The organism is Martelella sp. K41-7, from assembly GCF_055808365.1.
Genome location: NZ_JBVVRV010000002.1, coordinates 122,332 through 146,406, shown reverse-complemented (window position 1 = coordinate 146,406; position 24,075 = coordinate 122,332). Strand labels below are relative to the sequence as shown.

The 24,075-nt window shown below is 60.2% G+C and carries 16 protein-coding genes and 4 pseudogenes; 16 read left to right on the top strand and 4 right to left on the bottom strand.

The annotated features are described in order from the left end of the window. Window positions 1-108: 108 nt before the first annotated feature. From AC0L7L_RS21115 to AC0L7L_RS21045, 15 genes and pseudogenes are all read left to right on the top strand, one after another. Window positions 109-2,034 carry an ABC transporter substrate-binding protein gene (locus AC0L7L_RS21115; RefSeq protein ID WP_272214441.1) on the top strand — a complete coding sequence of 642 codons (1,926 nt, stop codon included), beginning with the start codon at window positions 109-111 and terminating at the stop codon, window positions 2,032-2,034. 137 nt (window positions 2,035-2,171) lie between these two features. Beyond that, entirely contained in the window at window positions 2,172-3,158 is a 987-nt protein-coding gene (locus AC0L7L_RS21110; RefSeq protein WP_272214442.1) for an ABC transporter permease, read from the top strand. Continuing rightward, complete coding sequence (locus tag AC0L7L_RS21105; RefSeq protein WP_272214443.1) at window positions 3,155-4,300, top strand: ABC transporter permease; 1,146 nt, start codon at window positions 3,155-3,157, stop codon at window positions 4,298-4,300. The genes AC0L7L_RS21110 and AC0L7L_RS21105 overlap by 4 nt, the downstream gene beginning before the upstream one ends. Further along, window positions 4,297-5,087 (top strand): annotated as a pseudogene (locus tag AC0L7L_RS21100) (ABC transporter ATP-binding protein); the annotation flags it as partial. The gene AC0L7L_RS21105 and the pseudogene AC0L7L_RS21100, both read left to right, overlap by 4 nt. Window positions 5,088-5,186: 99 nt before the next feature. Then, complete coding sequence (locus AC0L7L_RS21095) at window positions 5,187-5,996, top strand: ATP-binding cassette domain-containing protein (RefSeq protein ID WP_473514268.1); 810 nt, start codon at window positions 5,187-5,189, stop codon at window positions 5,994-5,996. A gap of 4 nt (window positions 5,997-6,000) precedes the next feature. Continuing rightward, window positions 6,001-7,206 carry a D-mannonate dehydratase ManD gene (gene manD / locus AC0L7L_RS21090; protein WP_272214445.1) on the top strand — a complete coding sequence of 402 codons (1,206 nt, stop codon included), beginning with the start codon at window positions 6,001-6,003 and terminating at the stop codon, window positions 7,204-7,206. 9 nt (window positions 7,207-7,215) lie between these two features. Beyond that, window positions 7,216-8,370, top strand: a complete 1,155-nt coding sequence (locus tag AC0L7L_RS21085; RefSeq protein WP_473514175.1) for a mandelate racemase/muconate lactonizing enzyme family protein — start codon at window positions 7,216-7,218, stop codon at window positions 8,368-8,370. A gap of 302 nt (window positions 8,371-8,672) precedes the next feature. Further along, on the top strand, window positions 8,673-9,677 hold the full coding sequence (locus tag AC0L7L_RS21080) for a LacI family DNA-binding transcriptional regulator (RefSeq protein WP_272214448.1): 1,005 nt from the start codon (window positions 8,673-8,675) through the stop codon (window positions 9,675-9,677). Window positions 9,678-9,709: 32 nt separating this feature from the next. Beyond that, complete coding sequence (locus AC0L7L_RS21075) at window positions 9,710-11,026, top strand: ABC transporter substrate-binding protein (protein ID WP_473514174.1); 1,317 nt, start codon at window positions 9,710-9,712, stop codon at window positions 11,024-11,026. Between the two features lie 105 nt (window positions 11,027-11,131). Beyond that, window positions 11,132-11,977, top strand: a pseudogene (locus AC0L7L_RS21070) (carbohydrate ABC transporter permease). Window positions 11,978-12,063: 86 nt separating this feature from the next. Next, the gene (locus tag AC0L7L_RS21065; protein WP_473514267.1) at window positions 12,064-12,807 is read left to right on the top strand and encodes a carbohydrate ABC transporter permease; all 744 of its coding nucleotides are present in this window, start codon (window positions 12,064-12,066) and stop codon (window positions 12,805-12,807) included. Between the two features lie 31 nt (window positions 12,808-12,838). Beyond that, complete coding sequence (locus AC0L7L_RS21060; protein WP_473514173.1) at window positions 12,839-14,947, top strand: ADP-ribosylglycohydrolase family protein; 2,109 nt, start codon at window positions 12,839-12,841, stop codon at window positions 14,945-14,947. Window positions 14,948-15,015: 68 nt separating this feature from the next. Continuing rightward, window positions 15,016-16,068 (top strand): ABC transporter ATP-binding protein, encoded by a 1,053-nt coding sequence (locus AC0L7L_RS21055; protein ID WP_272214453.1) that lies wholly within the window; start codon window positions 15,016-15,018, stop codon window positions 16,066-16,068. A 179-nt stretch (window positions 16,069-16,247) separates the two neighbouring features. Further along, window positions 16,248-16,466: pseudogene (locus AC0L7L_RS21050) on the top strand (IS110 family transposase); the annotation flags it as partial. A gap of 16 nt (window positions 16,467-16,482) precedes the next feature. Further along, window positions 16,483-16,743 (top strand): annotated as a pseudogene (locus AC0L7L_RS21045) (integrase core domain-containing protein); the annotation flags it as partial. A gap of 181 nt (window positions 16,744-16,924) precedes the next feature. On the opposite strand, the gene AC0L7L_RS21040 reads toward AC0L7L_RS21045, so the two are convergent. Then, on the bottom strand, window positions 16,925-17,428 hold the full coding sequence (locus tag AC0L7L_RS21040; protein WP_473514172.1) for a TetR/AcrR family transcriptional regulator: 504 nt from the start codon (window positions 17,426-17,428) through the stop codon (window positions 16,925-16,927). Window positions 17,429-17,553: 125 nt separating this feature from the next. Here AC0L7L_RS21040 and AC0L7L_RS21035 point away from each other — a divergent pair, with 125 nt between their 5' ends. After that, complete coding sequence (locus AC0L7L_RS21035) at window positions 17,554-19,074, top strand: MFS transporter (RefSeq protein WP_473514171.1); 1,521 nt, start codon at window positions 17,554-17,556, stop codon at window positions 19,072-19,074. Between the two features lie 9 nt (window positions 19,075-19,083). Here the strand turns inward: AC0L7L_RS21035 and AC0L7L_RS21030 are convergent, their stop codons facing one another. Genes AC0L7L_RS21030 through AC0L7L_RS21020 form a run of 3 tightly spaced genes read right to left on the bottom strand, consistent with a single transcriptional unit; the run spans window position 19,084 to window position 24,064 of the window. Further along, a complete protein-coding gene (locus tag AC0L7L_RS21030) occupies window positions 19,084-20,217 on the bottom strand; it encodes an ATP-binding protein (protein ID WP_473514170.1) in 1,134 nt (377 codons plus the stop codon). Then, complete coding sequence (locus AC0L7L_RS21025) at window positions 20,186-20,905, bottom strand: response regulator (protein WP_473514169.1); 720 nt, start codon at window positions 20,903-20,905, stop codon at window positions 20,186-20,188. The genes AC0L7L_RS21030 and AC0L7L_RS21025 overlap by 32 nt, the downstream gene beginning before the upstream one ends. 48 nt (window positions 20,906-20,953) lie before the next feature. Next, window positions 20,954-24,064 (bottom strand): multidrug efflux RND transporter permease subunit, encoded by a 3,111-nt coding sequence (locus tag AC0L7L_RS21020; RefSeq protein WP_473514168.1) that lies wholly within the window; start codon window positions 24,062-24,064, stop codon window positions 20,954-20,956. Between the last annotated feature and the right edge of the window lie 11 nt (window positions 24,065-24,075).

Sequence of the window (24,075 nt, the reverse complement as noted above, 5' to 3'; positions counted from 1 at the left end):
AGGAGGGATCGGTTTCTCTCAAACTGCCGCGGCGATACCAACTCAGAAACGTCAGGATGCAATCCTGAACGTCCACGATGCCCTGTTGAACAGGGTCGGAGGAGACACATGATCTATTCGCGCTTATTGAAGCGGCTCGCGCTGTCGTCGAGCCTCGTTCTCGTGATGGCCGCAGCGGCCGGAGCGATGGAATTCCACCAGGCGCCTATGCTTGATGCGAAGGTTGAGGATGGCAGCCTGCCGCCGGTGGCCGAACGTCTGCCGGAAGCTCCCTATGTCGAAACCATGGTCGATGGCATCGGCGAATACGGCGGCACGCTGCGCACCACCATCCTTGCCAATGGCGACCACTATAACCTGACGCGAACCGTCGCAAACGAGCTTCTCGTGCGCTGGGATCCCGCATGGCAGAAGATCGTTCCCTCGCTTGCCGAGGAGGTCACGGTATCCGACGACGCAACGACCTATACGTTCAGGCTGCGCGACGGTCTGAAGTGGAGCGACGGCGAACCCTTCGGCGTCGACGACATCATGTTCTGGTACGAAGACGTGTTCATGAACGAGGCGCTGACGCCGAGCAAGAGCTCGATCTTCGTCGCCGGCGGCAAGCCTGTAACCGTCACCAGGATCGATGACAGCACGGTCGAGTTCAAGTTCGATGTGCCCTATGGCCTTTTTCTGCAGCAGTTGGCCTATGGTCAGGGGCACCAGCCGGTGATCTTCCCCAGGCACTATCTCAGCCAGTTCCATGAGAAATACAATGCCGACGGCATTCCGGCCCTGCTTGAGGAAACCCAGGCCGCCAATGACTGGGTTTCGCTGTTTAATTCCAAGGTTTCGCTGAGCTTCCAGCCGGCCTACTGGCAGAACACCGAACTGCCGACCATGAACCCCTGGATCCTGACGGTGCCCTATGCCGACGGCGAGCGTGTGGCCGCGACCCGCAATCCCTACTACTGGAAGGTCGATCCGGAGGGTAACCAACTTCCCTATATCGACAATGTTACCTGGGCGAAGGTCGACGACCCGCAGCTGATGGTGCTGAAGATGACCTCCGGCGAGTTTGATTTCGCCTTTCGCCACATCAACAATGCCACCTTCCGCTCCGTGCTCTATGACGGTCAGGAAAGCGGCAATTACCACTTTCTCGATGTGCAGGACCTGCCGGCCAATGACGCCGTTCTTCTACTCAATCTGAACACCGATGATCCGATCAAGAACGAGATATTCAACGACAAGGACTTCCGCATCGCACTCAGCCACGCGATCGACCGCCAGGATATCATCGATCTGATCTATGTCGGACAGGGCACGCCGTCTCAGGTCGCGGTCAACCCGGCCCACGAGCTCTATAATGAGCGCGCCTCAGCACAATATACTGAATACGACCCGGAACTGGCCAACCGAATGCTGGACGAGATCATGCCAGAGAAGGATGATCAGGGCTATCGTCTCGGTCCCGACGGCGAGCGTTTCACCATCAACTTCATGGTCGCTGATGTGTTCGGCCTGTCCTATCCGGATGTGATGCAAATGGTGCAGCAATATGCGCGTGATGTCGGCATCGATATCCAGATCCGCACCACCGACCGCACGCGTCTCAACACGATGTGGAGTGCCAACGAGCAGGACGCTTATATCTGGAACTGCGTCGGCGGGCTTTCGGAAGTCTATACCGACGTGCGCTGCTACATGCCTTATCAGAAGGCCGATATCTTCTTCGCGTCGAAATGGTCGGACTGGTATTCCGACAACGCCAAGGGCGAAGAACCGCCGGAAGAGATCAAGGAACTGATGGCGGCCTATGATGCGGTGACGCTGGCCGTGACCGATGAGGACCGCAAGGCGCAGATGGAAGCGTTTCTCGCGCTTTCCGCAGATGCCTTCCTCAACATTGGCATCATCCGTTCGGAACCGAAATACATGATGGTCTCCAACGATCTGAAGAACGTCTATGACGGCATTCCGATCAACGGCATCCTCTGGCATCCGGCCCCGACACTGAGCCAGTGGTATTTCGACAACGGCCAGTAAAACGAAAAGCAAAGCGGCCATGCCCCGGCGGTCCCTCCCGTCCACCGGCGCGGCTCAATCCGGCGGCAGGTCTCTGATCTGCCGCCGGGGTTGCTGCCTCATGCCCGGCCAGGGGTAATCCCAGGAAACCAAAAGTCATGCTCCAGTTTCTCGCCAAACGGCTTCTTTATGCCATCCCGACCATGTTTGCGGTGTCGATCATCGCTTTCATCATCATTCAGTTGCCACCGGGCGACTATCTGACAACGCTGATGGCGGACTGGGCGAGCCAGGGTGGTGCCGTGGAGGCGGGAACCGTTGCCGCCATGCGTGAGCGCTACGGTCTCGATCAGCCTGCCTACATCCAGTATTACAAATGGATTGCCGGTATCCTGCTGCACGGCGATTTCGGCATGTCGTTCGAATATGGCCGGCCGGTTTCCGAGCTGATCTGGTCGCGCCTCGGGTTTTCCTTCCTGCTCGCCCTCCTGACACTGATCTTCTCATGGGTGATCGCAGTCCCCATCGGCATTCTCTCGGCCGTGCGCCAGTATTCGATTGCCGATTACTGTGCCACATTGATCGCCTTCGTGTTTCTGGCGCTGCCGAACTTCGTGTTGGCGCTCGCCATGATGTATGCGATGTCAGCCTGGTTCGGCCAGAGCGTCGGCGGCTTGTTTTCACCGGAATTCATCGATGCGCCCTGGAGCCTCGCCCGGTTCTGGGACTTTCTCAAACATGTCTGGCTCCCCGTCTTCGCCATCGGGACCGGTTCGCTTGCCGCACTGGTGCGCATCATGCGCGCCAATCTACTCGATGAACTGCGCAAGCCCTACGTGACGACAGCCCGTGCCAAAGGCGTCTCCGAATTCGCGCTGCTGATGCGCTATCCGGTGCGCATTGCGCTTAATCCGCTTATCTCCGCGCTCGGCTGGATCCTGCCGGCGGCGGTGTCGACGGAAATTCTTGTTTCCGTCGTCATGAGCCTGCCGACCACCGGGCCCCTCCTGCTTCGCTCTCTTCTTGCCCAGGATATGTACCTCGCCGGATCGCTCATCCTGCTGATTTCGGTGCTGACCATCATCGGCACGCTGGTGTCGGACATTCTGCTGGCGCTCGCCGATCCAAGGATCAGATTGCAATGACAAACACAGCTATCCCCGCAGCGGACGTGCTTCGCGATCCGCGCGCCAATGAACTCGCCGTCGCCGGCCAGTGGAAACTGTTCTGGCTGCGCTTCAGGCGCCACCGCCTCGCCGTCATCAGCCTTGTCGTGGTTCTGGCGCTCTATCTGGTTGCCGCCTTTGCGCAATTCATCGCGCCGTTTGATCCGAACGCGACCAATGCCCGCTTCACCTATGCTCCGCCGCAATATGTCTCGCTGTTTTATGACGGCAAATTCGCGCCGCATGTGGACAGGCTGGCGATGACGCTCAACAAGGAATCGATGCGCCGCGAATTCACAAAAGAGGCGGATCAGCCGGTATTCATTGACGTTCTGGCGCCTTCCGAGCCCTATAAGCTGCTCGGCCTGTTCACGGTCGAGACCAAGTTTTTCGGCATCGAAAACGCCGAGCGCGGCGATAGTCTCTATCTCTTCGGCGCCGACAGGCTTGGCCGCGATATCTTCTCGCGTGTCATTTACGGCGCGCAGATATCGCTTTCGATCGGCCTTGTGGGTGTGTTCCTGAGCCTGGTCCTCGGTGTCACGATCGGCGGGATATCCGGCTTTTTCGGCGGCTTTACCGATGTCGTGATCCAGCGGTTCATCGAACTTCTGCGATCGATCCCCACCATTCCGCTGTGGATGGGGCTGGCGGCCGCAATTCCCGTCGGCTGGCCGCCACTCAGAACCTATTTCTTCATAACGTTGATTGTTTCGCTGATCGGCTGGACGGCGCTTGCCCGAGAAGTGCGCGGCAAGTTCCTGTCGATGCGCGACGAGGATTTCGTCACTGCGGCGCGGCTCGACGGCATGAGCGAGATCGGCATTATTTTCAGCCATCTGGTGCCATCCTTCGTCAGCCACATCATCGCCACGCTGACGCTGGCGATCCCGACCATGATCCTCGCCGAAACGGCGCTGTCCTTCCTCGGCATCGGCCTCCAGCCTCCGATCATCTCCTGGGGCACGTTGCTGCAGGAGGCGCAGAACATTCGCGCTGTCGCGCAGGCACCGTGGCTTCTGTTCACCCCGGCGGCTGCCATCGTGATCGCCGTTCTGGCGCTGAATTTCCTCGGAGACGGCCTTCGCGATGCCGCCGATCCTTATGGAGCGACCTCATGAGCGAACCCGCAAACACCATTCTCAAGGTCGACAATCTCAAGACCTGGTTCCCGACGCGCCACGGCGTTTTCAAGGCCGTTGACGACGTTTCCTTCTCGCTCGAACGCGGCAAGACGCTGGCCATCGTCGGGGAAAGCGGCTCGGGCAAGTCCGTCACCGCCCGCTCGATTCTCCAGATCGTCGATCATCCCGGCCGCATCGAGGGCGGATCGATCATGTTCACCCGCGCAGATGGCTCGACCATCGATATCGCCGGGCTCGATCCGCGCGGCCGGACCATTCGCGACATCCGAGGCAAGGAAATCGCGATGATCTTTCAGGAGCCGATGAGCTCACTCTCACCGGTCCACCGGGTCGGCGACCAGATCGGCGAAGCGCTTCGAATCCACGAAAAGATATCACGGGGGAAGAGCGCTTGCGCGTCATCGATCTGCTCCGACAGGTGGAAATTCCCAATCCTGAAACCGCGATCGATCAGTACACGTTCGAGTTTTCAGGCGGCATGCGCCAGCGCGTGATGATCGCCATGGCGCTGGCGTGCAATCCCCATCTGCTGATCGCCGATGAGCCGACGACAGCGCTCGACGTGACCACGCAGGCCGAGATTCTCGATCTGATCCGGCGCCTGCAGAAGAGCCATAACATGGCGGTGATCTTCATCACTCACGACATGGGCGTGGTCGCCGAGATCGCCGATGATGTTCTGGTGATGTATCGCGGCAAGGTGCGCGAGACGGGGACGGCGGAGAAAATCTTCCACGATCCGCAGGACGACTATACCCGCAACCTGATCGGCTCGGTGGTCAAGCTTGAGCAAAAGGCCGAAATCCGCCTGTCCCGCCCGCCAATCCCCAAGGATGAAACGCCGCTGCTTGACGTCACAGATATGACGCTGACCTTCCCGAACGGGATGACTGCGGTCAACAAGGTATCGCTTTCTGTCAGAACCGGCGAGACACTCGGTATTGTTGGCGAAAGCGGTTCGGGCAAAACCACGATGGGGCGCTGCCTGCTGCGCATCTACGACCCGAAGGAAGGACGCGTCGATTTTCGACGCAAGGATGGCCGCATTGAGGATGTGTTGGGCGCCGACAGGTCTGGCCTCAAATCGATCCGCCGTGAAATCCGGATGATTTTTCAGGACCCGGTCGGCTCGCTCAGTCCACGCAAGACTGTCGGAGAGATCATCGCCGAGCCACTGAAGCTTGCGGGCATGCGTGGCAAGGAGCGCGAGGACGAGGTCTGCCGACTGATGGAACAGGTGGGGCTGGAACCGTCATTGCGTGAACGCTACCCGCACGCCTTTTCCGGCGGGCAGCGCCAGCGCATCGGCATCGCCCGTGCCATTTCGGTGAGGCCGCGGCTGATCATCGCCGACGAGGCAACCTCCGCGCTTGACGTATCATTGCGTTCGCAGATGCTCGATCTGCTGATGCAGCTCCAGGACGAGATGGGGCTCTCCTATATCTTCATCTCCCATGACATGTCGGTCATTCGCTACATGTGCGACCGCGTTGCGGTGATGTATCGCGGCCAGATCGTGGAGACCGGCGCGACCGATGAGGTCGTGAACAACCCGCAGCACCGCTACACCCAGTCATTGCTCTCCGCCATTCCCAATCCCGATCCGCGCAACCCGCGTCTGAAGAACCGGTTCCGCTACGATCCGAAGGCGGCTGCCCACATCAATGGATAAGAAAATGAAAATCACCGACGTTAAAATCATCGTGACCGCGCCGGGCCGCAATTTCGTCACCGTCAAGGTCTTCACCGATCAGGGGTTGACCGGCATCGGCGACGCTACGCTGAACGGGCGCGAAAAAGCGGTTGTGGCCTATCTTGAAGACCATCTTGTGCCAATCCTGATTGGCCGCGACGCCTCGCGCATCGAAGACATCTGGCAGTATTTCTACAAGGGTGCCTACTGGCGCCGCGGCCCGGTGACCATGGCGGCCATCGGCGGCATCGACACCGCGCTATGGGATATCAAGGCCAAGGCCGCGGGCATGCCGCTTTACCAGCTTCTGGGCGGAGCGAGCCGGGACAAGATGCTCTGTTATGTCCATGCCCAGGGCGGCGAAATTTCCGAAGCGGTGGACGCTGTCGCACAATGGATGGACAAAGGCTATGGTGCCGTACGCGCTCAGGTGGGTATACCCGGACTTCCGGCCGTTTACGGCACGGATAAATCCGCGACCAACACTGCAGATCTCAACAATCTGCCGCACGAGGAAGTCTGGTCGACGTCGAAATACATGCGCCACGTGCCAACGCTGTTCGAGGCGCTGCGCGATCAGCTCGGCTTTGACGTGGAACTGCTCCACGATGCCCACCACCGGCTCACGCCGCTGGAGGCGGCGCGGCTTGGCAAGGATCTCGAACCATACCGCCTGTTTTGGCTGGAGGATGCGGTCGCCGCCGAACATCAGGAAAGCTTCAGGCTGATCCGCAACCACACCGTCACACCGCTTGCCGTCGGCGAGGTGTTCAACACGATCTGGGACGCGCGTATTTTGATCGAGGAACAGCTGATCGACTATATCCGCATGACCACAGTGCATGCCGGTGGCGTAACACCGATGCGCCGGATCATGGATCTGGCCGGCATCTACAATGTCCGCACTGCCTGCCACGGCGCCATGGACATGTCACCCGCCTGCTTTGCTGCGAACCTGCATCTTGGCCTCTGGGCTCCCAATTTCGGCATTCAGGAATATACGCCCTATTTGCCGGAAACACTTGAGGTATTCCCCGGCGACTGGACGGTTGCAGATGGCCACCTTCATCCGGGTGATGCGCCCGGCCACGGCGTCGATATCGACGAGAAGCTTGCGGAAAAATTCCCTTATGAGCGTTCATACCTTCCGGTAAACCGTCTGGAAGACGGCACGCTCTGGCACTGGTGAGGTCTCGATATGAAGATTTCCGCAATCCGCTCACATGCGGCACGCGTCGGCATCCGCAACCAGCTTCTGGTGAAGGTCGAAACAGATACAGGCCTTTATGGCTGGGGCGAGAGCGGCCTTTCGGGCCGTGAGCTGGCGGTCGCCGGCGCTGTCGAGCACTTTGCCGGCTTTCTTGTCGGCCGCGATCCGATGGCGATTTCCGCTCTTTGGCAGGAAATGTACCGCAGCCAGTATTTCGAGGGCGGTCGGGTGCTGACCGCCGCGATCTCCGCCATCGATATCGCGCTCCACGACATCAAGGGCAAGGCGCTTGGCGTGCCTGTCTATGAACTGCTCGGCGGCAAGAACCGCGACGTCATACCGACTTTCGCCACCACCTCGGCCCCGCCCGGCCCGGAAATGATCGCGCAAGCGCAATCTCTGGTCGATGCAGGCTGGCGGGCGATGCGGCTTTCCGTTTCCGGTCATGAGGAAAAGCAAACCTACGAACCGCGCGAGCATATCGCCGAAACGGCGCGATGGTGCGTTGAAGCACGCAAGGCGCTAGGCCACAAGATCGTGCTTGGCGTCGACTTCCATCACCGGTTGACGGTCGCAGAAGCGGCCAGCTTTTGCCAGAAGATGCCGGCTGGTACACTTGATTTCATCGAAGAGCCGATCCGTGACGAAACGCCGGGAGCTTATGAAAGTCTCAGGCGTATGACCGACATTCCCTTTGCCATCGGCGAGGAATTCGCCTCCAAATGGCAGTTTCTGCCCTTCATCGAGCGCGACATTCACCAATTCAACCGGCTGGATGTCTGCAATGTAGGCGGGTTCACGGAATCGATGAAAGTCGCCGGCTGGAGTGAGGCGCATTATGTCGACATGATGCCCCACAACCCGCTCGGCCCCATCTGTACGGCAGCAACGCTGCATTTTTCCGCCGCAGTCGCCAATTTTGCGTGGCTGGAGACGCGCTCAAGTCCCGTTGAAACCCATCTCGGCTTTGACGATGCGGCTCTCTTTCCTGTCCGGCCACAACTCGACGGCGCGGTCTACAAGGTGCCGGAAAGTGCGGGGCTGGGCGTCGAGGTTGATGAGACGCTTTTGAAGGACGCGGACTTCGCACCCTGGGAAGCGCCACATCTCAAACGCCGGGACGGCTCGGTCACAAACTGGTGACAGCGTGACTTCCTTCGCAGCATAGCAGAACAGTTCTCGCTCTGAAGACAGCCGCTTGATTTCAGTAGCCAGAATGCCTTCGGGTTGGCCCGGCGCGATCTGTCTTTGCGGCAGTCCGGCCCTTCGTCGGCTTCGCAATGATGTTTCCATGCAAACACCTCTCCCTTGCCCTCGCTGGACGTAATCGTCCCCCAGCTTTTAAGGCAGAAGAGCGGCCGCTGCTCTCCTGAATTGACGAGACGATTGACACGTTGTTCATTTTAGTTATACGTATTAGTTATTCGTATAACCGGACATCGAAAATGCGCAGTAGACCGACCCAGAAAAACGTTGCCGAAAAGGCAGGCGTTTCCCAGGCCACCGTATCGATGGTGCTGAACAATGCCGGTGCGCATACGGTTTCGGCGGAAACGGTCGAGCGTATCAAGGCAGTTGCCAAGGCGATCGGCTATACACCGAACCGCTTTGCCCAGGCGTTGAAGACCCGCAAGACGATGACGGTTGCCTGTATCGTTCCCGATATCACCAACCCGTTCTATCCCCGCCTCATTCGCGGCGTGCAAAATGTCGCACGCGCTCATAATTACGATGTCATGACAGTCGACACGGACAGCAGTCCTGCGCGCGAGCGGCACTTCCTCTCATGGGCAATGCAGGGCCGGGTTGACGGCGTGATCGGCGTATTTTTCCATCTGCGGGTCCCGGAACTGTCGCCCTTGCTCGATGCCGGCATCGCGGTCGTCCGTGTCGAATCGTCGCGCAAGATCGGCGGCGCAAAGCCGATCGACGACATTTTCATCGACAGCAAGGCAGCCAGCATGGCCGTCACCGAACGGCTCTGGCAGGCAGGTCACCGCCGCATTGCCATGGTTGCAGGCGCTGGTGGCCCCGAACGCGTTCGCGTCGAGGGATACCGGGAGCAGCTTTCGGCCTTTGGCGCGGAGCCGCATGTCATCATCGACGAGGCATTCAACGAGGTTGGCGGCCTGCGCGCCGGAGAACGCATTCTGGAAAGCGGTTTCGAGCCGACCGCGATCTTCGCAGCCAACGATCTGATGGCCATCGGCGTCATCCGGGCGCTGAAGGAGCGCGGCCTAGACATTCCCAAAGACGTTGCCGTCTTCGGCTTCGACGATATTCCGGCCGCGCGGCTCGTCTCGCCGCCGCTGTCGACCGTGACCCAGTTTCAGGAAGATCTCGGTGAAAAGGCTGCGGCCATTCTTCTCGAACGCCTGAACGGCGAGCGGGAAGGCGCCGGAAGCACCCATGAAATGCCCTTTCAGCTCATTGAAAGGGAATCTGTCTGAGGCGACAAAAAATCAATGTGGAGGAGAGTACAATGAAGAGACGCGTTTTTCTCGCGACGACCGCCGTACTTATGGCTGGCGCCGCACTGCCCCTGACAAAGGCTCATGCCGCCGAAACCGTGACCTGGTGGTATGAACAGGCGACACCAGATCAGCAGAAGCTGATCGAAGAAAATATCATCGCGCCTTTCGACGCAGCGTATCCCGACTACGCGCTGCGGGTCGATTATCGCGGCAATGAGCTGGACAAGCAGCTTCGCGTTGCGCTGCTTTCCGGCAATGGCCCCGATGTGGTCTATACGCCCGGCCCGAGCTACGTGGCACAAATGGCCCAGAGCGGCCAGTTGATGGCGCTCGATGAATACGCGGCAGAATACGGCTGGGATGACCGCATTCTGCCGGTGTTGCTGAACATGGGCAAATATGACGGCAAGCTTTATGCCCTGCCCAAAACCTACGAAACGCTCGGCCTGTTCTACAACAAGTCGCTTTTCGAGGAGAATGGCTGGACTGTTCCGCAAACGCTGGACGAGCTGGAAACGGTTGCCGGTGAAATGCTTGAAATGGACATCATCCCCTTTGCCGCAGGCAATGTGGGCTGGCGCGGCGCCAATGAATGGCAGGTTACGCTGGCGCTCAATGCCGTTGCCGGACCAGAAGCCATCAACCAGGCTCTGCGTGGCGAAATTCCATGGACGGCAGAGCCGTTTGTTGATGCCATCGATCGCCTGAATTCGTGGTGGCATCAGGGTTATTTCGGCAAGAACTATTTCTCATTGAACGGCGATGAGCAGGCCGCAGGCCTGATGACCTCCGGGCAGGCAGGCATGATGCCGACCGGCACCTGGCAATTCCAGAACGTCGCGACGTATAGCGCGCAAAATGGAACCGAAGCGGGCTTTGCAGGCTTCCCGAGTGCCAGCGGCAACCCGGTCTATCCGCTTGGTGTCGGCTCGACCTTCTCCATCGGCTCCAAAGCCAACAACCCCGACGGGGCAGCCGAAGTAATCGATTTCATCTTCTCGCCTGAAGTCTACGGATCGATGAACTCGGCCTGGCAGGGCGAATGGAACATCCCGCTGAAGGATATTTCGGATGCGAAGATGGGCGACAATGTCACGCCGATCTTTACGGAAGCGATGAACACACTGGCAACAGCGGTCAATGACGGCGACTACGGCTATTCCACATGGACGTTCCTGCCGCCGGCAACGGACAACTACCTGATCAACGGCATTGAGCAGGTCTGGTTGGACAAGCTGACGACCGAAGAGTTTCTGGAAAATCTCGACAAGAGTTTCCAGAAAGAACTGAAGGCCGGCAAAGTGCCCGCAGTCCCGGCACGCTAGCCAGACCAGCAATATGAGGCGCGCGTGAGCCTTGGCAGCGCGCGCCAACATCGTTTCGTCTTATGCCAGCGGCTCCGCCCGCCTTGCCCCTCAAAAGGTATTACGATGCACCGACTTTATGTCATACCGACATTGCTCATCAATATCGTCATCATAGCGATACCGGCGTTGCTGACGATCATGCTGGCGTTCTTTGACTGGGACGGCATCAGCGCACCTCAGTTCGTCGGGCTCGGCAACTTTCTGGCGCTCTGGTCTGACGGCGTTTTCTGGATCGCTCTCAGAAATAACCTGATCTGGACCCTGATCTTCCTGACGATACCGATCGGCATGGGCCTGCTGGCCGCGACCATGATGCTGGTGGCGCGGCGCGGATCCAACTTTTTCAGGTCATCTATTTTCTCCCCGTGATCATCGCAACCGCGATCACCGCGCGCGTCTGGCAGGGCATGATCTATTCGCCCGTGACTGGCATCACAGGCCTACTGCAGCGCCTGGGTTTGGACGTCACGGATCCGCTGACGCAAACTTCAACCGCGCTTTACGGGATCGCCACCGTGGATCTGTGGCATTGGTGGGGATTTCTGTGCGTCATCTTCTTCGCAGCCTTGCGTCAGGTTCCTGCAGAGCAGGTAGAAGCGGCCCGCGTTGAAGGCGCGACCTTCTTCCAGACCATGCGTTATGTCCTGCTGCCGGGCATCAAGCCCACCATCATGCTGATGATGATCATGACCGTGATCTGGTCGTTTCTGGTGTTCGACTTCGTCTACATCCTCACCGGCGGTGGTCCGGCCTATCTCGTCCGAAGTACTGTCCACTTTTGCCTACCGTTCGGCGTTTTACGACCTGCAGGTCGGCAAAGCCGCTGCGATTTCGCTCATCATCAGCCTGTTCGGGCTTGTGGCAACGATCTTCTACATCCGCTCTCAGGCCCAGGAGCTCGAACAGTGAACACTTCAGAAAGCCGTATCACCCGTATCCTCGTCTACACGACGTTGACAGTCCTTCTGGTCATCACCCTGTTTCCGATCGCATTGATGGTGCTGAACTCGCTCAAACCCTCAACCGAGATCGTCCAGAGCCCGCTTTCGATACCTTCAGAGCTGCGCTGGGACAATTTCACACGCGCCTGGACTGATGCGAATTTCGCACGCACGCTTCTCAACTCGGCGGTGCTGACCGCCATGACAATCGTGCTGGTCTGCTCCACGTCTTCGCTGACGGCCTATGTTCTGGCGCGCAAGAAGATCAAATCCTGGAAGATCCTGACCTTTTACCTTCTTGCCTCGACGACGGCCCCGATCCAGCTCTTCCTGTTCCCGCTCTATTTTGGCTTCGCACGGTTCGGCCTGATCAATAATCCGGTTGCGGTGGCGTTCGTCTACACAGCCATTTATTCGCCTTTCGCAATCATGCTGCTGCGCACCTATTTTCTGGCCGTTCCGAAGGAACTGGAAGAAGCCGCGCTGATCGATGGCGCAACGCACTGGCAGGTGTTCCGGCGTGTCTTCCTGCCCATCGTCTCGCCGGGCATTCTGACCGTCGCGCTGATTATCGGCCTTTATTCGTGGAACGAATTCCTGATCGCGACCACCTTCCTGCAAGGGCAGGACAGAATGACCGCTGTCGTTTCCTTCTTCCTGCTGTCGGGCCAGTACTCTTCCGATTGGGGCGAGGTCATGGCCGCAGCGCTGATCATCATTCTGCCCATCGTCATTCTCTTCATCTTCCTTCAGCGCCGCTTCATCGAAGGCATGGCCGGCGGTTCGGTCAAAGGCTGAAGATGCATTCTCTATTATCAAAGGGGTTCAAGTGACCATTCCCAACGACTACCTCGAACGTGTCTATGCAGGTGTTCTCGGCAAGCTGATCGGCGTCTATCTCGGCCGTCCCTTCGAGGGCTGGACTTATGAGCGCATCACCAGGGAACTGGGACCGATCGACTATTACGTCCATGACCGGCTCGGCGACCCGCTGGTGGTGACCGACGACGACGTTTCCGGCACGTTCACCTTCATCCGGGCGCTTGAGGACTACGGTATCTCGCCGGACCTTTCTGCCGCCGATATCGGACGCGCATGGCTGAACTACATTATCGAGGAACGCACCATTCTCTGGTGGGGCGGCAACGGCAACTCGACCGAGCATACGGCGTGGCTGAACCTGAAGAAGGGCATCCCTGCCCCGCAATCCGGCTCCATTGCCCGGAACGGCAAGGCTGTGGCCGAGCAGATCGGCGCCCAGATATTCATCGACGGATGGGCGATGGTCGCCCCCGGCAAGCCGGAACTGGCGGCGAGACTCGCTGAGCAAGCGGGAAAAGTCAGCCATGACGGCGAATCCGTCTATGCCGCCATGCTGTGGGCGGCCATGGAGGCGGAAGCCTTCCGCTCCAAAGACATAGATCACCTCATCGACACCGGTCTTTCACTGATCCCCGAAGATTGCCTGATCGCCCGGATCGTGGCCGATGTCCGCACATGGCATCGCGAAAATGCCGAATGGCGGGACACCCGCCAGAAGATTGCGGATACCTACGGCTACGACAAGTTCCCCGGCAACTGCCATGTTGTGCCGAACCACGCGATCATGATCATGACCATGCTTTACGCGCCCGACGACTTCCAGAAGTCGCAGATGATCATCAACACATGCGGTTGGGATACCGACTGCAATGCCGGCAATGTCGGTTGCCTGATGGGCCTGATGCTCGGTCTCGATGGCCTGGAAACCGGGCCGGACTGGCGCGGACCGCTTGCCGACCGCATGCTGATCTCGACGGCTGACGGCGGCAATTCCATCAATGACGCCGTCCGCATGGCCTATTACATCGCCGATCTGGGTCTGGCGCTTGCAGGTCAAACGCCATCAAGCCCACCGAAAAATGGCGCACGGTTCCACTTTTCGCTGCCCGGCAGCACCCAGGGTTTCAGGCCGTTGAGCGGCTTCGACGTCAATGCCGCTACGCATGTCGATAGTGTTGCGACCGACAGCGGCAGAGCGCTTGCCATCCGGTATTCGGCGCTGGCACCTGGCCAGAAAGCGGCCGCGATGACCCCTGTTTTCTCGCCACCCGAACTGCTGAAAATGCGCACCTATGACCTGATGGCGACGCCGCTGGTCTATCCCGGCCAGACCGTTCGCGCCAGGGTGATGACGCCTGCCGACAACAACGGCAATGTCGCAGTCGCATTGATGATACGTCATTATGACGGCAGCGATCAGCTGGTCCCGCTGGAAGGCGCTGCTGAGACACTGGTGCCCGGCGGCGAAACCGTTCTCGAATGGCGATTGCCCGCAACCGGCGGCCAGCCGATTGCCGAACTCGGCCTTGTCGTCCGCCCGGACGGAAGACGCGCCGATGGCGCAGTGCTTGTCGATTATCTGCGTTTTGATGGCACGCCGGATATGGTGCTTCAGCGACCATCTGGCGATGGCGACTTCTGGCGCAAGGCCTGGGTCAATGGCGTCAGCTTCTTCTCCCGGAACTTTCCGGCCAGTTTCCGCATCTCCCAGTCCGATGGCGAGGGCCTGATTGCCCACGGGACACGCGACTGGACCGACTATGCGGTTGAAACCGGGCTGCTCGTTCACCTCGGAAACCATGCCGGTGTAGCTCTGAGAGTTCAGGGATTGCGGCGTTACTACGCCGTGCGCGTCACCCGTGCCGACAAGATCGAGATCGTGCGTGTGCGCGACGAGACGGTCACGGTGCTTGCCGAACAGGACTACACGTTTGCCTTCGAGCGTCCGATCGCGATTGCGGCGAGGGTCGAAGGCCGGACGATTTCGGCAGTCGTTGACGGCATCGCGATTGCGGCAACCGACGACAGTGCCGAAGCCATTTGCGATGGCGGTATCGGCCTTGTTGTCCATGAAGGTGCGGTTTCTGCCGACAAGGTCAGTGTCGGGCCTGTTTGAACGGCTCACTTCGCATTCGAATTTTACATGAGCAGTGCGGTGTGACCCGCTGCCCTCGGGAGGGAAATATGGCCCCGGTTTCGATCAGAAACATCAGAAAAGACTATGGTAGCGTCAACGTGCTGAAGGACATTTCCGTCGAGATCGAAGATGGAGAGTTCGTCGTTCTGGTCGGCCCTTCCGGCTGTGGAAAGTCGACGCTTTTGCGGATGATTGCCGGGCTTGAAAACATCAGCGGCGGCAAGATTGCGATCGATGGCAAGGTGGTCAACGATCTGCCGCCAAAACAGCGCGACATCTCGATGGTGTTCCAGAACTATGCGCTCTATCCGCACATGACAGTGTTTGAAAACATGGCCTTTTCGCTGACCCTGGCGGGTGCGCCCGCTCAGGAAAAGGAGAAAAAGGTGTCGGAAGCAGCCGAGATCCTTGGCCTCACGCCGCTTTTGAAACGCTATCCGCGGCAATTGTCTGGCGGACAACGCCAGCGTGTCGCCATGGGCCGTTCGATTGTCCGCAACCCGAAGGTCTTCCTGTTCGACGAGCCGCTGTCCAACCTCGACGCCAAGCTGCGGGTGCAGATGCGTGCGGAGATCAAGGCACTGCACAAACGGCTCAACACCACCATCGTCTACGTGACCCACGATCAGGTCGAGGCAATGACGATGGCGGACAAAATCGTGGTGCTCAATGGCGGCGGCATCGAACAGGCCGGATCACCGCTCGAGCTTTACGACACACCCCAAAATGCCTTCGTCGCGCAGTTCATCGGATCGCCGTCGATGAACCTGCTGCCACTGACAAACCGGGCCGGACAGCTTGTTTTTGAAAACGGTGCATCGAGCGGTATTTCAGCCCCGGCCGGCATTGATGAGGGGCGGGCAATCCTTGTCGGCAAACGGCCAGAGGACCTGCTGGCCACGGACAAGGGCGTGACGGCGGAGATAGGCGTGGTGGAACCGACCGGCTCGGAAATTTTTGCCCAGCTCACGATCCACGGGCAGTCTGTTTCCGCGGTATTCCGCGAACGGATCGACATAGAATATGGCGCCTCGATGCAAATTCGGCTCGATCATGGCGCAACGCACTATTTCGATGCAAAATCGGGAGAGGCCCTTTAGAAAGGCCGATCCTTTCGGCTGGCAGTGTCACTCTGAAAGAAACGATTTCAGCCAAGCGGCGGCAGCGACTGAAACGGTATTGCCAAGTTGTTTCACCCCGGCGTTTCGTCTATCGAGGCGACATGACTCTACCGAGCACTTTCCCTCGTTTGAAGGGGTTTCGTTTTCCGCGTGAAGTCAGAGGTGGAAACCGAGCGGCGAATAGCGCAATCCACATCATTGCTGTCGGGCGGCTTCGTGTCGACCCGCGCACGCAGGACTACGTCGCTAAGCGCATTGCATTGGGCAATTCAAAGCTGGGAGCAATTCGTTGCCTCAAGCGTTACATTGCCCACGAAATCTTTGTCATCATCATGCGGCGGCCCAGAGAAATCAACCAAAGCCAAATTGCCGTTTGACTCCTAGATGGGCGTCCAAGGATCTCAATTCACCAGCACCGACTTCGCCGGTGTGCTGTACGACGCGAAGGTGAAAATTTCGGTGGACGGGCGCGGGCGCTGGATCGAAAGCCGTATGATCGAGCGGCTCTGGAGGTCACTGAAATATGAGTGCGTCTACCTGAACGCCTTCGAGACTGGCTCGCAGGCCCGCAAAGGAAGAGGCGCCTGGATCAATTATTACAACGAAAAACGCCCGCACTCATCACATGGGCTGCTGAAGCCGGACGAGGCCTATGATAACCGGATCCCGGACCTGAAGATCGCCGCCTGAACTGAAACCGATGCTACAGCTTAGCCCGGCGGCAAACTGGCCGAAAATCCAAGACCACTTCTGATGGTACGGCAACACTCATGGGGAACCTTCCAAACGGATAGCAGGTTTGCCGGCTATTGCGCCGTGCCCAACCAGAGCCCGGTCAGTTGCAAGCGCCATCGGTCAGCAGCATGGCCTCGATGTCATCGAGTTGCGATTGCATATCGACGCTGTCCTCCGCCCCCCAGACCTGCAGCGTGACCAGTCCCTCCACAGCCAGAAACGCGGTTCTTGCCGCACGCGCCTCTTGGCTATCGCCCATTCTGGACAGGATCGACCGGTACCAGTTCGCTGTCTCCAGGCGGTTTTGAGGGTTTTGCATGTAGGCGATCATGAGCCCAGCTAGCTTTGCATCGATGGTCCCCTGCGATGTGCGCATGGCGGCGATGTAGCTCAGCACAAAGGCGATCGGCCCCACACTCTCGATGTCGGCGACAAGGGAATCGAACTGGGTGGTCCAACGATCGACCAGCCCTTTGACCAGTTCATCCTTCGACGAAAACGAATATTGAACGCCGCCTTTCGATATGCCCGCAGCTTTTGCCAGGGCATCGATCGTCAGCGCCTGCGGCCCCTCGGTGTTCACGATGTCCTCGGCGATCGTCAAAAGCCCGTCCCGGCTGATCGTCGGTTTTCTTCCCATCGTCTCTCCTTCATCAAACAGATTTCGACATTGCATTCCATACGTATGTATTTATATACGGCGTTGCAATTTATCATTCAGGTGTTCCGATGTCTGCCCCTCTCCGTGATCCCAAGCGATGGCTCGTTCTCGTTGCCGTGACGTTCGCCTTCCTCCCCGTCGTCATCGACATGACCGTGCTCCACGTCGTAATCCCGACACTGACCCAGTCGCTTGGGGCCTCCGGCACGGAAGTGCTCTGGATCATCGACATCTATCCGCTCCTCATGGCGGGCCTGCTGGTGCCAATGGGCACGTTGGCCGACCGGGTCGGAAACCGCAAGCTGCTGTTGGCGGGCCTTGCGATCTTCGGCTTCGCATCGGTTGCTGCCGCCTTTTCCATAAGCCCAGCGATGCTGATCGGAGCGCGCATCCTGCTTGCCTTCGGCGGCTCGATGGTCGTGCCTTGTGTACTGGGGATCATTCGCCGCACCTTCGAGGATACCGACGAGCGTGCAATCGCACTTGGATTATGGGGAACGATCGGGTCGGCTGGCGCAGCCCTCGGCCCGCTGGTTGGCGGCGGACTTCTGCAACATTTCTGGTGGGGCTCGGTATTCCTCATCAACGTTCCGCTTATGCTGGTGGTCGCGCCCGCATGCTATTTCCTTTTGCCGCGCAAGGAAGCGACAACGCCCGGCAAATGGGCTTTCGGCCAGGCGCTACTGCTGATCGCCGGCATGATCTCCGTTGTCTACGCCATAAAGGCGGGCTTCGGCGGCAGCAAACCGCTCGCCTTCGTTCTCCTGATTATGGCGTTTGGCATCGCGATGCTGACGCTGTTCATACGCAAGCAGCTTCGGTCGGACAATCCGATGCTGGACCTGTCGCTGTTCTCCCGTCCCGCGATTGTGGCCGGCATCATCATGGCGCTCGTTGCGACCGGCGCGTTGTCCGGCGTCGAGCTGACGCTTGCCCAGGAACTGCAATATGTGATCGGCAAGACGCCGCTCCAAGCGGGCATTTTCATGATCCCGATCATGGCTGCGGCCGCGATCGGCGGCCCCGTCGCCGGCTGGTTGTCGAACACGTTCGGGCTGCGCCGGGTGGCGACGCTGTCGCTGCTGCTCGCCGCAGCTTCGCTGGCCTATCTCGGCAGCGCCGATTTCCGCGTCCCGGGCTTCGAGGTCCCGGCTGCGCTCGGCATGGCCGGCCTCACCCTCAGCATCGGGCTGACAGCATCATCGATCGCCATCATGGGGTCTGTGGAGCCTGAAAAAGGGGGCGCGGCAGGCGCGCTCGAGGGCACAGGTTATGAACTTGGCTCCGGTCTCGGTATCACCTTCTTCGGCGTATTCATGGCGAATGTTTTCGGCCGGGCGATCGAGATACCGCCGGACCTCGCCTTGCCCCTGGCCGAACAGGCACGCCGTTCCATCGGCGACACCTATCTTGTGGCGGGGCAATTGTCCGGCGAACAGGGCACCGCCCTGATCGCCGCCGGCAAGGCCGCGTTCAGCGCAACCCATGTCGCATTGCTGTCCCTGGCGGCCGCCGTGATCGCGGCCCTCGCCGTCGCCGTCTACGTGCTGCTGGCCCGCTATCGCCCGATCGGCGGTTCCAGCCACTGAACATGCCGATCAGCGGCCGGCAGCGTGCAACCCGGGAGGGGTGGGCCTTGATATGTCCCGGCGCGGCAGCCGGATTTCGACGGCAAAGCCGGTGTTTTGGGCGGGAAGGATCAGCGCATCGCCTCCGTGTGCCTGCGCGATCGCCTTGACGATGGGCAGGCCGAGACCGGAACCGCCTCTGGCCCGCCCGCGCGAGTCGTCCGCGCGCCAGAACCGCTCGAAGGCGCGCGCGCGGTTTTCGTCGGAAAGTCCGGGGCCGGTATCTGTGCAACGGAAGAAGACGTGCTCTCCGGCGCGGCCGGTCTCCACGAGCACTGTGGTTTGCGGCGCGTAGCGGCAGCAGTTTTCGAGGAGCGCAACAAAGGCCTGCCGCAATCGCGCGCGGTCGGCATGGGTGACCACGCTCTCCAATCGCCGCTTAACGGTGATTCCGGTCTTGGCGAGCGGCTCCTCGAGTGCGGTCAGTGCTGACTCGGCCTCCGCGGCGAGATCGAGATGTGAGACCTGCAGATCGAGTTGACCGGCATTGCCCAGCGCCAGCGTGCGCAACTCCTCCACGATAGCCGACAGATCATCGACATGCTCGATCAGCCGGCCATAAAGCGCCGGACTGGGCTCAAAGGCGCCATCCAGCAGGCCCTGCAAGCGCCCGCGCAAAATGGTCAAGGGGGTCCTGAGTTCATGCGCGATCGCCGAGTTCGAGTATTGCAATTCGGTCTCGGCGCGCTGCAGCCGCTCCGCCATCTGGTTGAAGTCGCCGACCAGATCGCCGGCCTCGCCGAAATTGCCGCGGCGTACCGAAGCGCGCGCCGAAAAATCGCCCTCCGCGACCTGGCGCGCGGCCTCGGCAACCGATTTTAACGGCGCGACGATCCGCCTTGCGAGGAACCAGCCCAGCAATGAGGCTGACGCTATGCCGATGCCGAGCAGCAGGCCCAGGGTCACGATGTCGCCGGTGCGCAGGAAATCCTCGTCGGTGAACTCCGGATAGAGCCAATCATAGATGAAAAAGAAATAGGCAATCAGGCCGAAATAGACGACGGCGAAGGCAAGCAGCGTCAAGGCGATCATCGCGCGGACAATCTGGGAATTCAGTTTTCCAGCCACAGGTCTAGTCATCGGCCCGACCATCAGTCCAGCCATCAGTATTGTCCAGGCGATAGCCGACGCCCCGCACGCCGGTAAGCAGCCCCCCTGCCCCCGCAGAAATCAACTTGCGGCGCAGATTGCTGACATGGCTGTCGACGGTCCGATCGAGCGCCTCGCCTTCCGGCAGGCAGGCATCGACCAGTTCGGCGCGCTCGAACGCCCGTCCCGGGCTTGCGGCCATATGGGCGAGAATGCGAAACTCGGTCCGCGTCAGGTCGAGCGTCACCGGCCCGGCCGGGGTATCGACGGCCGCGCTATGGGCCAGCGGATCCACGGTCAGTGGACCGGCGCGCAGCGCCTCATCGCCGCCACGTCCCAACGTTCGACGGAGCACGGCCTTGGCACGGGCCACGACCTCAAGCGGATTGAACGGTTTGACGACATAATCGTCGGCGCCGATGCGCAGCGCCTGCAGCTTGTCGAGATCCTCCGCCAGCGCCGTGACCATGATCACCGGCGTGTCGCCGCGCCGCCTTATCGCCGCCAGCACCTCGTAGCCGTCCTGCCCGGGCAGCTTGATGTCGAGCACCACCAGATCGGGGCGCAAGCGCAGATGATGGGCAAGCCCGACGCTCCCGTCGCCCGCGGTGATGACCCGGAAGCCCTCACGCGCCATGTAGGTCCCGATGATTTCAGCGATCTCGGGTTCGTCTTCGATAATCAGGATCAGAGCATTGTTCATGGCCATGTCTTCGATCTTTGTAACACCGTCCCCGGATGTTCACGCGGCTCATCCCGTGCTTTTCCCAGAGCCCTTGTTCCGTGATTTGCGCGTCGTCAGTCGGCTGACTGTAACGTAAAGCACCGGCACGAAGAAAACCGCAAGTACAGTGGCCGACAACATCCCGCCAAATACGCCGGTTCCGATGGCGTTCTGGATTTCGGAGCCGGGGCCATGCGCGATCATCAATGGCACGACACCAAGGATGAAAGCCAGCGATGTCATCACGATCGGCCTGAGCCGCAACCGCGATGCCCGCAGCACCGCCCGATAAAGGCCCATTCCGTCATTTCTCAGGTGCCGGGCGTATTCGACCAGCAAAATGGCGTTCTTGGCGGAAAGCCCGATGATGGTGATCAGCCCCACCTTGAAGAACACGTCATTGTCCATGCCGCGCGCCAGCACGGCCAGCACCGCGCCGAGCACACCAAGCGGCACGACCAGCATCACCGAAAGCGGGATCGACCAGCTTTCATAGAGGGCCGCAAGCACAAGGAACACGACCAGCATCGAGGCGGCCAGCAGCATTGGCGCCTGCGCGGCGGATTGCCTTTCCTGCAGCGACTGGCCGGTCCATTCCAGCGCGAAGCCCTCCGGCAATTGTTGCGCCAGACGCTCCATCTCGTCCATCGCCGCGCCGCTCGACACGCCGGACGCCGCCGAGCCCGAGATATTGGCGGCGGGGTAACCGTTGTAGCGCTCCAGTTGCAGGGGCGTCGTTTCCCAGACGGGTTCGACAACTTCGGACAGAGCCACCATGCCGCCATCGATATTGCGCACCTTCAGACGCAGGACATCCTCGACATGCATCCTTGCGGGCGCGTCGGCCTGCACGACCACCTGCTGAAGCTCACCCTTGTTGGGGAAATCGTTGACATAGTTCGATCCGATCGCCGTCGAAATCATGTCGCTGATCGCCGAGAAGGAGACGCCGAGCGCCAGCGCCTTCTGGCGATCGATCTTCAGCGCGATGCTCTGGCCATCGGGCAGCCCGTCGGCCATCACGTCGGTCACCAGACGGCTTTGGGACGCCAGCGCGATCAACTGGTCCTCGGCCGCCTTCAGCGCGTCCGGTCCGGCGTTGCCCCGGTCCTCCAGCCGCAGCGCGAAACCGGATGTGGTGCCGAGCGATTCGATGGCCGGCGGCTTCATGATCATCGCCGTGCCTTCGGGAATGTCGGCCATCGCGGCTTCAGCGGCTGCGATCTCGGCATTCACCGTGGTCTTGCGCTCGCCCCAATCCTTCAGGCTGGTGAAGGCCTGTGCGGCATTGGGACCGGAGCCGGAAAATCCGAAGCCCAGAATGACGGTGCTCTCGACGATATCGGGCCGAGTCGCGGTATAGGCCTCATAGGCCGCAACGACCTTGCGCGTGCGTTCGGCGGTGGCGCCGGCCGGCAGCTCGAACATCGCCATGAAATTTCCCTGATCCTCTTCCGGCACGAACGACGTCGCCACCCGCGAATAGCCGACGCCGAGCACCACCAGCAACACGGCATAGACGACCAGCATCCGCCCGCCGCGCCGCAACACCCAGCCAACGCCGCCGGTATAGCGCGCGGTCAGGCTCTCGAACCGCCTGTTGAACCACCCGAAGAAGCCGCTTGTGGCGTGACCTTGCCCGGGTTTCAGGAGCGTCGCGCAGAGTGCCGGCGTCAGCGTCAGTGCGAGGAAGGCCGAAAACAGGATCGAAACCGACATCGACAGGGTGAACTGGCGATAGATCGCGCCAACCGAACCGGCGGCCATGCCCATCGGTATGAAGACGGCGGCGAGAACCAGCGTGATGCCGACGATCGCACCTGAAATCTCGCCCATCGCCTGGCGGGTGGCATCGCGTGGCGACAGACCCTGCCGGGACATGATCCGCTCGACATTCTCGACGACGACGATCGCGTCATCGACGATAATGCCGATGGCGAGCACCATGCCGAACATGGTCAGCACATTGATCGAATAGCCTGCCGCCGCCATCACCGCGAACGTGCCCAGAAGCGCGATCGGCGCCACGATGGTCGGGATCAGCGTATAGCGAATGTTCTGCAGGAACAGCAGGATCACCAGAAAGACCAGCACCATCGCCTCGATCAGGGTCTGAACGACCTTGGTGATCGATATCTTCACGAAGGGCGCGGTATTGTAGGAGATCACGACCTCCATATCCTTCGGCATCGACGGCTTCAGGTCCGCCAGACGTTTTTCAATCGCTGCGGCTGTGCTGACGGCGTTGGCGCCGGGCCGCATCTGGACCGCGGCCGCCGCCGCCGGCTTGCCATTGCTGCTGACACTGAACGCCAGCGTCTGGGCGCCGAGTTCCACCCGCGCCACATCCGACAGCAGCAGGCGTCCCCCATCGGTCTGCGCTCTCAGCGGTATCGCCGCGAATTCCTCCGGCGTGTTCAACTGGCCATGCACGGTCAGCGGCGTCGAGATCATCGTGCCGGGAACCGTCGGCTCATCGCCGACACGGCCCGGCGAAACCTGCGCATTTTCGCGGGTGATCGCCGCGGTCACGTCGGCCATGGTCAGATCGTAGGCCGCCAGTTTTTCAGGATCCACCCAGACGCGCATGGCGCGCTCGGATCCGAATTGCTGCAAACGGCCGACGCCGGGAAGACGCTTCAGCTCCTCGCCCAGATTGCGCGTGAGGTAGTCGCCAAGGGCCAGTTCGTCAGTCTCGCCGCCGAGCGACTTCAGGGTGATCACCATCAGGAAACCGGATTCGGCGGCCTCGACGCTGACGCCGCTGCGCCGGACGGTCTCCGGAAGACGCGGTTCGGCATTCTTGAGGCGGTTTTGAACATCCACCTGCGCCAGTTCCGGATCGGTTCCGGGCTTGAACGTCAGCGTGATATTGGCACCGCCGGTCGGATCCGCGGTGGATTCGTAGTAGAGCACGTTCTTGACGCTCGAGAGTTCCTTCTCGATCGGCGTCACCACGCTGTCATTGACGGTCTGCACGGTCGCGCCGGTATAGCTTGCGAAGACGCTGACATTCGGCGGCGCGATGACGGGAAAGCGCGCGACCGGAAGCTGCGGAATGGCGACAATGCCAGCAAGCGCTATGAAGATCGCAATCACCCAGGCAAAGACCGGGCGGTCGATGAAGAATTGTGGCATGATATCCGACC

Excerpts from the sequence above, each read along its gene's own strand:
- AC0L7L_RS21115 (WP_272214441.1), top strand. The coding sequence starts at position 109 with ATGATCTATTCGCGCTTATTGAAGCGGCTCGCGCTGTCGTCGAGCCTC.
- AC0L7L_RS21110 (WP_272214442.1), top strand. The coding sequence starts at position 2,172 with ATGCTCCAGTTTCTCGCCAAACGGCTTCTTTATGCCATCCCGACCATG.
- AC0L7L_RS21105 (WP_272214443.1), top strand. The coding sequence starts at position 3,155 with ATGACAAACACAGCTATCCCCGCAGCGGACGTGCTTCGCGATCCGCGC.
- AC0L7L_RS21095 (WP_473514268.1), top strand. The coding sequence starts at position 5,187 with ATGACGCTGACCTTCCCGAACGGGATGACTGCGGTCAACAAGGTATCG.
- manD (WP_272214445.1), top strand. The coding sequence starts at position 6,001 with ATGAAAATCACCGACGTTAAAATCATCGTGACCGCGCCGGGCCGCAAT.
- AC0L7L_RS21085 (WP_473514175.1), top strand. The coding sequence starts at position 7,216 with ATGAAGATTTCCGCAATCCGCTCACATGCGGCACGCGTCGGCATCCGC.
- AC0L7L_RS21080 (WP_272214448.1), top strand. The coding sequence starts at position 8,673 with ATGCGCAGTAGACCGACCCAGAAAAACGTTGCCGAAAAGGCAGGCGTT.
- AC0L7L_RS21075 (WP_473514174.1), top strand. The coding sequence starts at position 9,710 with ATGAAGAGACGCGTTTTTCTCGCGACGACCGCCGTACTTATGGCTGGC.
- AC0L7L_RS21065 (WP_473514267.1), top strand. The coding sequence starts at position 12,064 with ATGGTGCTGAACTCGCTCAAACCCTCAACCGAGATCGTCCAGAGCCCG.
- AC0L7L_RS21055 (WP_272214453.1), top strand. The coding sequence starts at position 15,016 with ATGGCCCCGGTTTCGATCAGAAACATCAGAAAAGACTATGGTAGCGTC.
- AC0L7L_RS21035 (WP_473514171.1), top strand. The coding sequence starts at position 17,554 with ATGTCTGCCCCTCTCCGTGATCCCAAGCGATGGCTCGTTCTCGTTGCC.
- AC0L7L_RS21030 (WP_473514170.1), bottom strand. The coding sequence starts at position 20,217 with ATGGCTGGACTGATGGTCGGGCCGATGACTAGACCTGTGGCTGGAAAA.
- AC0L7L_RS21025 (WP_473514169.1), bottom strand. The coding sequence starts at position 20,905 with ATGAACAATGCTCTGATCCTGATTATCGAAGACGAACCCGAGATCGCT.
- AC0L7L_RS21020 (WP_473514168.1), bottom strand. The coding sequence starts at position 24,064 with ATGCCACAATTCTTCATCGACCGCCCGGTCTTTGCCTGGGTGATTGCG.